The following is a 13,658-nucleotide window of genomic DNA, read 5'->3' on the forward strand; positions in this document are numbered from 1 at the left end:
TCCAACAGGTTTCATTGGGACAAAAACGTCAGTGGATTTTTGTTTTGAGCCACGTTTCCCAATAATTAGATACTATCTTTATATACTATATGTATATACAATATTGTTTTTTATGCAATGTTGCCTGGATATTAGGGGGTACCGGAATTATATGTATCCACCAAAATCAGAATACCACCTGCTGATCATTGCACTTTGTTCTTTATCCATACCGACCAATTTTTTACTGGCAGTAATGCTGCCGGAGGCGATCTCTACATGCAATGTAGTAAGTTTACGTTTTATTTGAAAATAGGTGTTAGAAACAGCTAGAGACTGTATTCTCTGCCTGGGAACTATAGTAATAACCTTGCCCAGGGTCCTTGAACTGATAAGCAGTTTATTATTCTGTATATTAAAGCCTGCATCCCGATATTGAATAAAGCCCAGCAAAATTGCCGGAGGCCACAGCAGGAGTGCGAACCAGCCATAAGGTAAGAAGAACATTGCTAATATAGTTACAAGAAATGCCGGTATAAGATTTATTAAAATATACCTTATCCGTGAACGGGTAGGAAGCTGTTTGGTTTCAAGCGGGACAGCAAACTCAGGCAGGACCTGTTCTAAAAATTCCTCTACCTGTCTACGAGGAATTATCGGAAAAAGAACACTAGATTCGCCTTTTTCTCCGGCATTGCTGATGCTGACTACCTGAATACTAACCATTCCAAACGGTTGACGCAGAACGTTTTCTACTACGCGTACAGCCTGAATCTTTTTAATTGGTATGGTGAGCTGCTTTTTTTCCATGAGACCGCGATTAATTTTTATATTATTATCCATACGTATGAGTTCAAAGCCGCCAAATTTAATAAAATTCCCTAACAGTGACAGAACCCAGGCAAGTAAAAATATGACTAAAACAACAAGTACAATAGTAGTGATTGTTTTGCCAGCAAGCTCCTTTACATAATCCCCTATAATATTCCATATGTTGAGATCTGGAAAGACATCTTCCAGTTGCGAGAATATCACAAGTAAACCTACCAGTACCACCCCAATGCTGTTGGAGGTGCTGGACAGAATGAACAAATCACGGGTTGGTAGCCGGAAAATTTCTCCTGTATGTTGATCTTCTGTTTCCTGGCATTTCTGGGCTGGTATGGGTCGTTTACTTTCCAGAATATACCGGAGCTCTTCTGCCCTTGTCCTGGAAATAGCAGGCAGGACCAGTTCGGCTTTGTCCCCTCCGCCGGCTGTTTCTACCTGCAGTTTCACCAGGCCGAATATACGCTGAATTATTCCGGCAGATACCTGAACTGATTGAACTCGTCCAAAACTAATGAATCGTTTTTTCTTAACGAATATACCAAATTCCAGATGCAGTTCATCATCCTGAATATAATATACATAACGCAGCCAGTAAACTATTGTATATAACACATACAGCAGCAGTATTACAGGCAATGCAAAAAGAAACCACCGGCGAATTTCGTTTTGCCCAAATACCAGAATAATAAGTGGCAGTAAGGATTGAAACTGTTTATAAATATTTCCTATCAAAAACTCCAGTATTGCTGCTGGGTGCAGACGTTGAGGTTCATACATCTTCATCCACTACCCGGGCTAATACTGAAATCTTTTCTCGTAGTTCAGCGGCCACATCATCTGCAAGTGCAGGTATTTCATGCTCATCCGCTGCAGTTGATACAGTTACCGTAGAAATCCCAAAATGACGCATTAATGGTCCCTGTACAGTATCAACATGCTGGATGTGTACCATGGGAATTAAAGTACGGTATTTAATAAACACACCATGATAAAGATCAATCTGGTGTTCAGAAACATCGTAACGCCACGTTTTCCATAGAATATTCGGAATCACCGTGATTTCCAGAAAAGATATAAGCAGTACCAAAACTATAATAATAGCTAGAATCCATCCAGGCCAGTTCCAGAGCCTCATGGCACCATAATAAGCCAGAGGTACCAGCCAATACAAAAAAGAGCCGAGCAGTCCCGACCAGCGCCAGTATGAGACCGCTTTTTCGTCTATCTGATGATCGGGAATAGTTTGCAAAAAGTCCGCCTTCAAGAATAAAACCCACTTTCATCAGGTAAATATACTAATCCTTTTTATATTTTACCGTTATTGATTATCATAGTTTGTGAATTTTTTTAATATTAATCATTTTGAACTGTTGACAATATCTTATCAAATTTAGGTTTACAGTGTAGGAATTATCCAAACCACTTTAAATATTTGACCCTTCGCTATTTTCTTGCGGGTAGTTTATATCCACTTCTTATGTGTGGAGGCAACATCGAAGTATTTTTTTGGAAAAAATAACCGTTATTACGCTTTTAAAGCTCAAAAAGAGGCAAATTAACCATTTATACTCAATCAAGCTAAAATTAATTTTAATTACTGCTTTTGACTCGTTTTTTGTTAGATTCAAATTGTTGTTTAAAATAGGGGACAATAAGATTTTGAATATGAAATTAAGGGTTTATAATTTCTCAAATAAAAAAAATAAAATGTTTTTTACATGTACTTTACTCGGAAAAGCACTATTATTATACGTAAGCTACTAAAAAAGGTTAATTAACCCTTAAAAAATTGATGATTTTTAGAGGACCCTAAAAAGAAATATTCACGAAGAATGTAAACCTGTTGAAGAAAGATATTACTCCTGAAACTGACAATACGATGGAACAGATATTTTCTTTGATAGGTGATATCGTAGATAAGGCAAGATTATTCAAAATTGCTTAATCATGAGAAATAAAATGAAAAGCATATGATATGATTTTAATAAAAACCACAAATCAAAAACGGAAGGAGAGAGTACGTGAAAAACAAATAATCACGTACTTTAATGCCAAAGAAACAAATGAAATAAATCATGGTCAGCTACAGGATAAACCCATTAACCTGACCCCTGTAACTCTTAGCAGTTAAAAACCTTATCCAGGAAATACTGGTGGATGCGCAAATCGTCAGTTAATTCCGGGTGGAATGCAAGAGCCAGCACATTTCTCTGTTCTGCAGCAATAATCATGTCTTCAAGCCTGGAAAGTACACGCACGCCAGGCCCGCAGCTCACGATTCCGGGAGCCCGGATAAACACGCCGGTAAAAGGAGAGTCAAGAATAGCCACATCAAGTTCCGCCTCAAAAGAATCCCTTTGTCTCCCAAAAGCGTTCCTGTTAACCCTTGTATCCATAATCCCAAGCAGTTCCTGGCTGGTCTTTGCCACCTGCTCATCCCCTTCCTTTGCAAGCACAATCAATCCTGCACAGGTCCCGAGAATCGGAATTCCCCTCGCAGCCGCCTCTTTTATCTCCTCTGCAATCCCCTCACGGGCAAGCAGCCTGCAAAGCGTCGTACTCTCCCCGCCAGGAATCACAATCCCGCTGCACTCCGGCACAATTCCCTTATGCTTTATCGCAACTACCTCAGCTTCAACCCCTCTCTCTGCAAGGGCTCTTCTCAAAGCATCAACATGCTCAGAAACCGCTCCCTGAATAGCGATTACACCTATCTTCATAAAAAACACCATTTTCCAAAATTAATCCTTTATTTGTTGATCAAAAAATGTAAAAAATTAAATAAATTTTATTCTTACAAACCTGCAAGAATAAATCTGTTTTTAAAAAATTGAATTTTTAGTCCTCTTGAGCGAAGCGAAAAGGACTTCGTGCTCCCGAAGCGAAACTCGGGGAGCGAAGTGAAAAGGGCCCCGTCCTCCCGAGACGGGACTCGGGCGGGTTACCAGCCGCGTTCCTGAAGAGCTTCCTCAACAGGGATCGTGTCTACGCTGATGCCTTTCATTCCGGCGCCTATGCCTTTTGAAATCTCGGCAAGTTTTGCAGGGTTATCGTAGTTGTTTACGGCTTCAACGATTGCTTTTGCCATCTTTTCAGGGTTTTCGGCTTTGAAAATGCCTGAGCCTACAAAAACCCCGTCTGCACCAAGGCGCATCATAAGAGCCGCATCAGCAGGGGTTGCAACTCCACCAGCTGCAAAATTTACTACAATCAGGCGCTGCATTTTAGCGGTTTCCATTACAAGTTCGATAGGAGCTTCGATTTCCCTGGCAACCATTATCAGTTCTTCTTTTGTCTTGCCGGCAAGGGCACGGATTTCGCCCTGAATCTGCTTCATGTGCTTTACTGCCTGGCTGACGTCTCCTGTTCCGGCTTCTCCTTTCGTCCGGATCATGGCTGCTCCTTCGTTGATCCTGCGGAGGGCTTCTCCGAGGTTCCTGGCTCCGCAGACAAAGGGCACTGTAAACTGTGTCTTGTCTATGTGATAGAAAGGATCGGCGGGGGTAAGGACTTCGGATTCATCTACCATGTCAACACCGAGTGCTTCCATGATTTCAGCTTCGACGAAGTGCCCGATCCTTGCCTTTGCCATTACAGGGATAGTAACCGTATCAATGATTTGCTGGACGATTTCGGGATCTGCCATACGGGCAACTCCGCCCTCTTTTCTGATATCTGCAGGGACAGCCTGAAGGGCCATAACAGCAACTGCTCCGGCTTCTTCTGCGATCCTGGCCTGTTCCGGGGTTGTCACATCCATGATCACACCCCCCTTCTGCATCCTTGCAAAGCCCCTCTTAATAAGTTCGGTCCCGTGTCTCAATTTTTCAAAGTCCATGAATGTCATCCTCTTTGTTTTGATCAGATTTCTAAGATATATTGCCGTGGGAAATCTTTTCCACAGATGAAACGGCCATCAAGTCCTTTCCACCAGTTACAACCAACAGGTTGCGGTTTTCAGTATGCTATTTCTCCAGTGAATTGTGAATACGCTCAATAGTTAAAAGCATTATTTAAGCTATTCCTTAATTCCAGAGTTCAGAGTAAATTAACTTACAATGATTTAACATTTTTTCTTTTTTTTACTGAGACTTAACACTTTTAATGACTGCCTGTTTCTCCGGTTATTTATCCCGAATATACTTCGGAGCCTGAATGAAATTCTTTGCAGTACTTTTAAAAAGCACTTTTATAAGTTAACTTTTCGGTTTGATCTATCTATCTCAGTTTTCATATAATTTCAATCTTTATAATATATCCGGTAATTTACGATCTGATTACGGAGATTAAACACAGGAAGTAAGATTAAATATGAATCTCCAACGCTCAGTTCTCCGATATAAAGTTTTTGTAAATTGCCGGAAAGACGAGATGTGAAGCTCTTTTTATGAGGGACATATGCTTCTCTAATATATTTTCATGCGTCTTCGGTTAAGTGAAGAAGCATGATAAATTGCATCCATTTCCACAACAGATGTTCAAAATTTTATCCGAGCTGGAGATGGAGCATAGTATCGATTTTTGGTAAATATGGCTATATTTGAGGCAGACTTCTGATATAATATCGGTAGCCTAAGAAACGAATATTCCTTAACCGATGACCAATGAATATATTTTATATTTCAGACAGAGACGCGAGAGAATACATGAAAAAACAATTATAATATGTGTTGAATCATTACATACAGGGTATTTTTTGCCGGGCTAGTTTCTGGATTTCAGGCAATTACTATTTACTTACGTTAGGGGGGATAGAAAATGAGGATTAAACGTCTGGATGTATCATTGTTATGTGCTTTTTTGGTTACCGTACTTGTTGCGTTACCGACACATGCCCAGATGGGGCCGGGAGGCGGTCCAGGGGCGGGAATGGGTCCCGGAATGATGCATGGTTACGGTTTTGCGCAGTATGACAGCAGGTTTGATGGTTTTGGGTCAATGACCTTTGAAGAAGTATCAGACACCTTCGGGGTCCAGGTTGAAGATGCGATCTCTGATCTCGAGCTTCCGGAAGATATGGACACGCAGCTTACGGTTCTGGAGATTGAAGAGCGGTACGGGGTCTCAGGGCAGGAAATTGCCAGTTACATGGTAATGAATATGCAGCAGCTGAATACGACTCTTAACCCGAGGGAAAGGCTTTTGATGCGCCAGCAGGCCACTCAGGCAATGCGAGCCGGTAGAGGCAGTGGGATGTATTTCATGCAGCAGGGAAATTGTGCCTGTGGAAACTTTACCACATTCAACTTCAACGAAAGCGGGATAATAGAAAACTTCGCTGTAGGAGGAAACCTTCTCTTTGATTCGGTTGAGATTTCGGATTTTGAGTACCTTGACGAACAGATTACGGAAACAACAGCTTTTTACCAGGGTGTTGACAGCCAGATCCTGATTCAAGATTCTCCCATGGGGATTTTCCAGGTCAGGGCTTTTGCAAATAAAACCGTTACTTACAACCTTGCAGATGGAGTAAAAGCAAGCCTGGAAAAGAATATCTACAGCGGGCTTGAGAATGCAGTCCCCATAAAAATTACCGCAAACAATTTCGAGGGATATCTGGTGTTTTTCAGGAATCCCCTTACCGAAAATCCCGAGGGCCCTATTAACGGGACTGAAGCAGAAATTTCGGGCGATAAAATCAAAGTCAATCTTGTAGAATATAGTGTGGTAATGTTCAGGGCAAGTCCGATGCAGCCTTCATTGATGCAAACAGGATACAGGTACGGTGGTAATTATACCTATATGCATCAGGTGTTTAACAGGGAAATAGCAACCGGAAGATTCGGAGCTGAGATCGTTTTCCGTGCAGGTTCGGATAAGGTTTCAGTCACAAATTATGCCCCTGTTAGCCTGAAAGTAAGGGAAATGGATCGAGATCGCATTGTACTTGGCATTGAATCAGACCTGCCAGATGGAAGAGTCATCAATATAAACGTAGACAATGAGACCATTAACCTCACCAATCCCGACCGTCTGAGGATCAGATATGACGGTGCAATAATTGAAGACGCTGACAGCATTGACGAACTCTTTGCAGATGGAAACAGACCTCTTTGCTACAGGCTATACGAAAACGAGACAGCTTCAATTGCAGTATATATCCCGCAGTTTTCGGAACATGAGATTATAATAGACCTTGTGCCTGAAGGTGAGGAAGGTGCAGTAAATGTTTCCAAAACTGGAGAAATGGCTTCGGATGAAGCTGAATCAATCGGAGCCGACGAAGGAATAAATGAAAATGAAGAACAGGTTCCGGAAACTGGAGAGCCTAAAGCTCAGAACGAAAAAGGTGATGTAGAATCTTCTCCGGCTTTTGAATTCGGGTTTGCAGTTTCAGGCCTGGCAGCAGCATATTGGCTGAGGCACAGGAAATAAACCTCTGCCTCAATGCCTGTATCAGGTGAAATCAGAATTATGAAAGGGCCGGTCAAATTCCGGTCCTTAAAACCGAATTTGAACAAGACTTACAATCAGGTTCATCTAACTCATGTTTAGATCTTTTCTATTTCATCTAACTCATGTTTAGATCTTTTCTATTTCATCTAACTCATGTTTAGATCTTTTCTATCTCTCTTCCGTACAGCCCAAACTTTGCACAGATATATACGGAAATCCAGATTGTGGATGCAGGAATGAAGGTTTTCAGGAATTCAAGAACCGTGAAACCGAAGTAACCTGCCACCCCGATTACATCAAATCCTGCATCAAGAACAAGGCTGGATACCCCGAACATTATAAGCGCGATAAATACCCTGGCAGCTCGCTGCCCTGTATCTCCGTCATCTTCCGGGAGCCCTTTTCGTATCACCAGGAGATATGCCGTATTCGTGCCGAGGAGAAATCCTGCCACATCGGCACTTATCAGGGATGAGGCTGTGAGGAGGAGAGGAACAACAAACATAAAGGAGTAAAAAAAGAGATTTTTCTGCCTGAAAACAAGCTCAAAGCTCTCCTTTTTGAAAAGCTCATCTTTCAACGGGCTTTTAAGGAGGCGCGTAAAGACAATCAGGATAATTAAACCCAGGGTCGCTCCTCCCAGTACATCTCCCAAAAAATGCCTTCCCAGGTACATTCTTGAAAAAGCTATCAATAAAATCGCTGCCGGAGCCAGGTTTTTTATTACCCTGTTTTCAAAGACCCGGGCAGTTCCTCCCCATAAAGCAATTGCTGTCGAGACATGCCCTGAAGGAAATCCGAACATGGAATGGGGAATTGTGCCCTGAAATCTGAATGCATCAAGCGCCTCTCTGCCCGGAAGCCCGAAAAACCTGTCCGCCCCCTCCCCGGAAAAAGGAGACGTATTCGGAAACCCTTTTTCAAGGTTCAGGACCCTGGAATCCACAAAGTCGGGCCTTGGGAGGACAAAAATTACCTTAAGAACTTCCGTGAATGCACCGGTCCAGAGCAGCAGCTGGAACAGAAGAAAACCTTTCTTGAAATCAACCCCGAAAGTGGTGATGATTATTATGCTGGCAAAAAAGGCGGCAGACCCCATTGAAGTTATCAAAACCATGAGGAAAGTAAACCATTCGGTTCCAAGGGATTGGAGGTAAAGTATAGGTTCTGTCTGGAACAAGGGGAAACTCCTGATTTAATGTTTACCGGAAGACATATATCCAGCCCTATTCAGAAAGCCGGGGGACTGTAAAAAGTTTATGTTGAGTTTGGTAATTGTTGAGTTCGTCAACTATGCTTATTCTGGAGATTTATGTTAAGTTTGGTATTCGGTGAAGTTATATTTCTGAGTTTGTAATTATTTTGAGCTGAAATACCTATCCCGGGTCGGCATCATATTACTATTACGGCTCTGCGGACCCCGGGAGCTCCAGCTTAAAATCATTGATCGAGAACTTCTTTTCAGGGCACCTTTCCTGGCATCTCCTGCAGGCAGTGCCAAGGCATCTCGCAGTATTGATCCTGAAACTTTCGTTTTTCCTTGAGAGGGCTTCTTCCGGGCACCCCTTCACGCAAGTATCACAGCCGCTGCACCGGATCGTGGCAATTAAACCGCATTTTGGCTCCATGATCTCCAGGCTTTTTCCAAGTTCCCGGATGTCCCTTTCGTATTTTCTTTCAATAATACATTCCTGCAGTTTTTTCGGGATTGGCCGGATTCCTGACTTTTCAAGGTTTGCGTTGTATTTTTCAAGGGGCATCCCTTCATTCCAGAGGGCTATCTCCTGGATGTAGATGGCTGCAAAGGTCGGGGAGGAGGCAAACATGATGTGGTTTGCAAGGATCGATTTCTTCATTTCATTGAGGCAGGAGAGGTAGTCGGGATCAAGGGCCAGGTCCTTTGCAAGTTCCAGGGAGGTGTTTCCGCACTGGACAATCCGTTTTGGGGTCGCGGGCACAATGCCTGTTACCTGTGCCTTATGAGGGTCAACGTAGGTCCCACTGGCTCCGCACATGTACATTGTTTCCAGGTCTTCGTATGTTATTCCTGCTTCGTGCATCAGGGTCAGGTGGCCTGCTCTCAGGGCACCGAAGGCTTTTCCGGCTTCAATCACATCCTCCTCCGTAAACGTGATCCCCTTTCCAACCCGAATTCTGCCGCCTTCAATATGAGGAGGCTTTATTATGCCGGTGACAAGGCCTGCGTACATAAGGGCGATCACACCTGTGCCGGTGATCCCCTTTACAGGGTACCCCGAGGTTTTAAAGGTCCCTTCTCGCAGGTTGATTTTTGGCCCTTCCACAAGCCTGAGCTTTTCATCAAGGGCAAGGGTCTGCCAGCCCCCTGCGGAAAGCCGCATATCGGCAATTGCTCCGGGGGTTGCCAGCATACCTTTACTTATCTGCTGTCCCTCCATGGCCGGGCCCGCAGCAGCCGATCCTGTAAAGATCTTATCGTCCACTTTAAGGGCCATCTCGGCATTGGTCCCGTAATCCGTAACCATGCAGGTTTCGGAGGAATCCAGAAACCCCGTCTTTATCATCATGGCAAGGGCATCGGCTCCGATTTCATGCCTTATCGAAGGCGGGATAATCACATCAACATCTATGGAAAGCCCTATTTCATTTCCTGAAACGATATGTCCGTCCCTTTCCGGAGACTTTACGTGCATTTTTTCAAGGGCGTTTTTTCCCGCAAATGCAAGGTCCCGGATTTCGATTCCTTCTAACAGCGACAGCTGGATCGGATTTCCACAAACGGCTATGCGCTTGAGGTTTCCGGGTTTAAGGCTTTTTATCAGGGAGTTTACGGCTGAAACGAGAATTTCATGGGCTGTGTCCTGCCCGTAACTGATCGCAAAGTCCATATGGTCAACAACATTTGCACCCGGAAGAGGGTTTCTGGATAAAATTGCAGTCCTCAGGACGGAAGGGTCCGTAAGGTCCAGGAGCTGCGCTCTGATTCCGCTGGTGCCTATATCGATATTTATAGCCTGATCCATGTTTTATCCCAGGGTTTTGTTAAAGGAGGTGAAGATTGGAAAAAAGAATAAAGTAAAAAAGAAAAAAGGAAAAAATAAAACTGGAAAGTTAAAGTAAAATCAGTGAAGGTCCTTGCGGACTTCTTCCCAGCTTTTTCCTGCACAGATCTGTTTTGCAATTTTTACCGCGTCAAGCGGAGTTTTTCCATATACTGAGTTGCCAAAGGTCTCGACGAAGTGACTGTCCACAGCAGCTCCGCCGCAGGCGACAGGGACGCCTTCGGATTCCAGGGCTTCTGCGAGGGCTTTAAGGCCTCCTTTGGTCGTGCTCATGAGGGTTGTTCCGGTAACAAGGTCGGCTTTTTCCGCCTTTACGGCTTCGACGACTGCTTCTACCGTTATGTCTCTTCCGAGGTCGATGACGTCAAACCCGTTCGCCCTCAGAATGGCTGCCACTATATTCTTGCCTATGTCATGCAGGTCTCCCACAATAACAAGGGATACCACCTTCCCACTGGAGGGGATGTCTCCTATCTTTTCCTGGCAGAGTTCCACTCCTCCGAGAAGTGCTTCATTTGCCAGCAGGATTTCCGGGACATAGCTTTCTCCTATGTCGTAAAGCTCACACACGGTCTGGATGCCGTGCATAAGGGCATTTAAGACCAGGTCTGTCGGATCTCTTTCTTTTTCAAGGAGGTCAGCTGTGAGTTTTGCAGCTTCTGTCCTGTTTCCTGCGATCACCGCATCTGCCACGGCTGCATATTCGGGGTCTTTTGGCCGGTTCTTTTCCTTTATCTGGTCGGCGGTGGTCACTTCTTTGTTCCCGTCTCCGAGGTCTACCCCGAGGCCGATCATGATTCCTTCATCAATGAGTTTTTTAAACTTCGCAGGCTCTTTTTCTTTAAGCTCGAAGATCTTCTGGACTGCGAGGTCGATATGCCTGATCATTCCTGCACTCCTCCGAGGACGTTTTCTTTCATGTTCCTTCCGATACCTACCCCTATCTGCCTGACGAGGTCTTCCACATCATCGTATTTCGGGATCGGAGTCTCCTTGCAGGCCCTGACATAGGCCCTGAGGTTTTCAAGGGAAGTCCCGAATGAGACGTCACATGCCGTCCCGACAATATCGGTTCCCTGCAGGATACATTCCCTGGTCCTGTTGTAGACCTGTTCCGGGGTGCCGTTTGGCATCAGGTCGATAACGTCCAGGCTTCCGAGGATAGACATCTCGTTGCCCATTACCTGTCGGCAGTACCAGACTGGCACGGCATCAAAGGAGAAGCAGTCGATTCCGCTCTGCTTTATGTAAGGCAGGAGTTTGCTGGTATCTCCGCAGATGTGCAGGATCTGGGGGCAGCTGATCTCCCTTGCCATCCTTTTGTGGGCAGGGAGCACGAATTCTTTGTAAGTTTCCCCAGAAATAAGGTCTCCTGAAGCCGATGGGTCGGCAGGGAAAAGGATATGTGCCCCGTAAGCGGTCTGCAGCCTTCCGTAGGCTATTACGAAGTCCGTGGCAGCCTCTATGAAAGCATGGGCTTTTTCCGGATCGGTCTTTGTCCACCTTACCAGGTTTTCAACGCCTGCTATGTGGCCGGCTACCGTAAAGGGGGCTGTAAGTACTGGGATGATAGGGAGCATGCCTTCGTAGCGCTTCCTCAGTTCGTCGATTGCTCCGAGCACGACCGGAATTCTTCCGGTTTCTTCCAGGTTGTCGGGCCAGGTTATGTCGGCAGGGTCCGTATAAGCAGGGCCGGTTACGGGAGGCCTGTCCGGCTTGTCCCAGTCAAGTTTGCATCCAAGAACCTCCGCTTCCAGGGAAATGTCAAACTGAGGGCGTGCAGCCTCAATGCCGCAGACTTCATATGGGGCGGCTGCAAGGTCTGCCATCATTTTACTGTCAAAGTGGGCTTTTGGCCAGGAAGCATTGCAGATCTGCATCAGTTCTGCCGTGGTCTGAGCCAGGGGATTTGCAGGAGGTACGTAGTCAACCCTGCCTCCAAGCACTGCTGCTAGAGCTCTTTTGGTTGGAGTCATTTCGCTTACCATGTTCTATGTCTCCTTTTCCATTTTTAAATATAATTTAATCGTTATGTCCCACAACCAGAGTGTCAACTAATGCTTTTTTTCTTTTAATGAATGCGTTTTTTTGAATGGCACCCATAAGGTTAAGGAGTAGTGACCTGCTGTCAGGTAGGAGCTTGAAATGTTCCGTTTTTACGATTCCTTTTGCCAGTTCCTTTTCCGTATCCCTGAAAAGCATACAAAAATTCATTCTGGTTTTTGCAAAAGTTCGCAGTTCTTACGTTGACATTCATTAATATGCACATTTGAATACTTAACTGGATACAGTTAGCATAATAAGGAAAAATTTATATACTTCTAAAATTTATGTCAACACTTGGTATTTTTATATTGTCTATTTATTCATTGGTAGGCTTCAAGTACCCCATTCCAGATTCATTCTCATTATTCTATATCCACTCTTATTAATCGTCCTTATCCAGTATTACTCGTTTTTTTGTATGTGATATTTATTAAAATATGAAAAAAATATTTATTGTTGTGACAGCAATTATATGATTGTTTATCATTATTGGAATCCGGAATTTCATTGAAGTGCAGTTCATCCCACAAGAACCGAGGTCAATTGCTTGAAGCTGAACCAGATAGACGACACCCGAAAGAAAAGAGCAGTCATCATTTTCCTTGCCGCCATTCTTTTCATCTCAGTTAAGGGGTTTTTGTCTCCTGTGGTAGGTGTTGGTTTTGTCCTTCAAAAAGAAGTGGTCGGAGTTGAAGGGGAAGAAAGGACTATCATCTTCCAGAGCGGCCCTGAAGGGGTCTCGGTTCAGGATGCAGCCTGCGGACAGCTGCTTCCTGAAGGCTCCGAAAACCTCCAGATCAACGAGTCCGTGGAAGCCGAACTTAAAACCATGTATCCGGAAATCGAGTACATTGTCCGAATGCGGCTCTGCATTGAAGACGAAGTCCGGGAATACAGGGCAAGCAGGGAGGACTTCAATACGTTGGAGGTAGGCAGGGTGGCCAAGTTCAGGGTTTACCGCTCCGAAAGGGACGTTATCGAAAAGATCGTTGAGATGTAAGCTCTGCAGCCGGAGCCTGCTGTCAAAGTATCTTTTAGATTTGTTTCCCGGTACTTTTCTGTTCTTTTCCCTTTTTCTTTTCTTTTCTGTTCTTTTCCCGTTTTTTCTTTTCTTTTCTTTTCTGATTCTCTTCCGGTTCTTTTTCGTTTTTCTCTTTCACGGAAAATTTTGTTCCTTCTGTTTTATGGGAAGGAACGTAAAACCCCGAAGTCTTCAGCTTCGTGGGATATAAGCGTCAACTTCCTCACGTTCTGCTGTTATTGATTCTGCAAATTTATTTCTATTTTGAAGTCTCTCATTCCATGCTGATTTCCGAAGCGAAAACCAAGCAAGGACTGAGGTATTTTGCTGTCACCACAATGCGA

Annotated in this window: 11 protein-coding genes; 2 read left to right on the plus strand and 9 right to left on the minus strand. The window is 44.3% G+C overall.

Translation table 11 applies throughout. The features are described from left to right. Window positions 1–147: 147 nt before the first annotated feature. The 4 genes from EO92_RS02680 to pdxS all read right to left on the minus strand — a co-directional run bounded on the left by EO92_RS02680 (window position 148) and on the right by pdxS (window position 4,648). Window positions 148–1,587 carry a PH domain-containing protein gene (locus EO92_RS02680; RefSeq protein ID WP_235283141.1) on the minus strand — a complete coding sequence of 480 codons (1,440 nt, stop codon included), beginning with the start codon at window positions 1,585–1,587 and terminating at the stop codon, window positions 148–150. After that, window positions 1,580–2,074, minus strand: a complete 495-nt coding sequence (locus EO92_RS02685) for a PH domain-containing protein (RefSeq protein WP_200896726.1) — start codon at window positions 2,072–2,074, stop codon at window positions 1,580–1,582. Before EO92_RS02685 ends, EO92_RS02680 begins: the two co-directional genes overlap by 8 nt. 856 nt (window positions 2,075–2,930) lie before the next feature. Further along, window positions 2,931–3,530 carry a pyridoxal 5'-phosphate synthase glutaminase subunit PdxT gene (gene pdxT / locus EO92_RS02695; protein WP_048169086.1) on the minus strand — a complete coding sequence of 200 codons (600 nt, stop codon included), beginning with the start codon at window positions 3,528–3,530 and terminating at the stop codon, window positions 2,931–2,933. 221 nt (window positions 3,531–3,751) lie between these two features. Further along, window positions 3,752–4,648, minus strand: a complete 897-nt coding sequence (gene pdxS / locus EO92_RS02700; RefSeq protein ID WP_048132552.1) for a pyridoxal 5'-phosphate synthase lyase subunit PdxS — start codon at window positions 4,646–4,648, stop codon at window positions 3,752–3,754. A gap of 920 nt (window positions 4,649–5,568) precedes the next feature. Here pdxS and EO92_RS02705 point away from each other — a divergent pair. Beyond that, window positions 5,569–7,185 carry a hypothetical protein gene (locus EO92_RS02705; RefSeq protein WP_048169088.1) on the plus strand — a complete coding sequence of 539 codons (1,617 nt, stop codon included), beginning with the start codon at window positions 5,569–5,571 and terminating at the stop codon, window positions 7,183–7,185. A 178-nt stretch (window positions 7,186–7,363) separates the two neighbouring features. Here the strand turns inward: EO92_RS02705 and EO92_RS02710 are convergent, their stop codons facing one another. From EO92_RS02710 to EO92_RS02730, 5 genes are all read right to left on the minus strand, one after another. Then, on the minus strand, window positions 7,364–8,386 hold the full coding sequence (locus tag EO92_RS02710; RefSeq protein ID WP_048169090.1) for a phosphatase PAP2 family protein: 1,023 nt from the start codon (window positions 8,384–8,386) through the stop codon (window positions 7,364–7,366). Between the two features lie 223 nt (window positions 8,387–8,609). After that, window positions 8,610–10,208: a methylamine methyltransferase corrinoid protein reductive activase gene (locus tag EO92_RS02715; RefSeq protein WP_048169092.1), complete on the minus strand. Its 1,599-nt coding sequence runs from the start codon at window positions 10,206–10,208 to the stop codon at window positions 8,610–8,612. A 99-nt stretch (window positions 10,209–10,307) separates the two neighbouring features. Further along, window positions 10,308–11,135 carry a methylthiol--CoM methyltransferase gene (locus EO92_RS02720; RefSeq protein WP_048169094.1) on the minus strand — a complete coding sequence of 276 codons (828 nt, stop codon included), beginning with the start codon at window positions 11,133–11,135 and terminating at the stop codon, window positions 10,308–10,310. Then, a complete protein-coding gene (locus EO92_RS02725; protein WP_048137443.1) occupies window positions 11,132–12,235 on the minus strand; it encodes an MtaA/CmuA family methyltransferase in 1,104 nt (367 codons plus the stop codon). The genes EO92_RS02720 and EO92_RS02725 overlap by 4 nt, the downstream gene beginning before the upstream one ends. A gap of 34 nt (window positions 12,236–12,269) precedes the next feature. Then, entirely contained in the window at window positions 12,270–12,449 is a 180-nt protein-coding gene (locus EO92_RS02730) for a hypothetical protein (protein ID WP_048169097.1), read from the minus strand. A gap of 391 nt (window positions 12,450–12,840) precedes the next feature. On the opposite strand from EO92_RS02730, the gene EO92_RS02735 reads away from it, so the two are divergent. Next, complete coding sequence (locus EO92_RS02735) at window positions 12,841–13,293, plus strand: hypothetical protein (RefSeq protein ID WP_048169099.1); 453 nt, start codon at window positions 12,841–12,843, stop codon at window positions 13,291–13,293. Window positions 13,294–13,658 lie beyond the last annotated feature (365 nt).

The sequence above is a fragment of the Methanosarcina sp. 2.H.A.1B.4 genome, from assembly GCF_000979385.1.
GTDB lineage: Archaea > Halobacteriota > Methanosarcinia > Methanosarcinales > Methanosarcinaceae > Methanosarcina.

What these genes read in the sequence shown, in the direction of transcription:
- EO92_RS02680 (WP_235283141.1), bottom strand. Translation starts at nt 1,587, where the DNA reads ATGTATGAACCTCAACGTCTGCACCCAGCAGCAATACTGGAGTTTTTG.
- pdxT (WP_048169086.1), bottom strand. Translation starts at nt 3,530, where the DNA reads ATGAAGATAGGTGTAATCGCTATTCAGGGAGCGGTTTCTGAGCATGTT.
- pdxS (WP_048132552.1), bottom strand. Translation starts at nt 4,648, where the DNA reads ATGGACTTTGAAAAATTGAGACACGGGACCGAACTTATTAAGAGGGGC.
- EO92_RS02705 (WP_048169088.1), top strand. Translation starts at nt 5,569, where the DNA reads ATGAGGATTAAACGTCTGGATGTATCATTGTTATGTGCTTTTTTGGTT.
- EO92_RS02715 (WP_048169092.1), bottom strand. Translation starts at nt 10,208, where the DNA reads ATGGATCAGGCTATAAATATCGATATAGGCACCAGCGGAATCAGAGCG.
- EO92_RS02720 (WP_048169094.1), bottom strand. Translation starts at nt 11,135, where the DNA reads ATGATCAGGCATATCGACCTCGCAGTCCAGAAGATCTTCGAGCTTAAA.
- EO92_RS02725 (WP_048137443.1), bottom strand. Translation starts at nt 12,235, where the DNA reads ATGGTAAGCGAAATGACTCCAACCAAAAGAGCTCTAGCAGCAGTGCTT.
- EO92_RS02730 (WP_048169097.1), bottom strand. Translation starts at nt 12,449, where the DNA reads ATGCTTTTCAGGGATACGGAAAAGGAACTGGCAAAAGGAATCGTAAAA.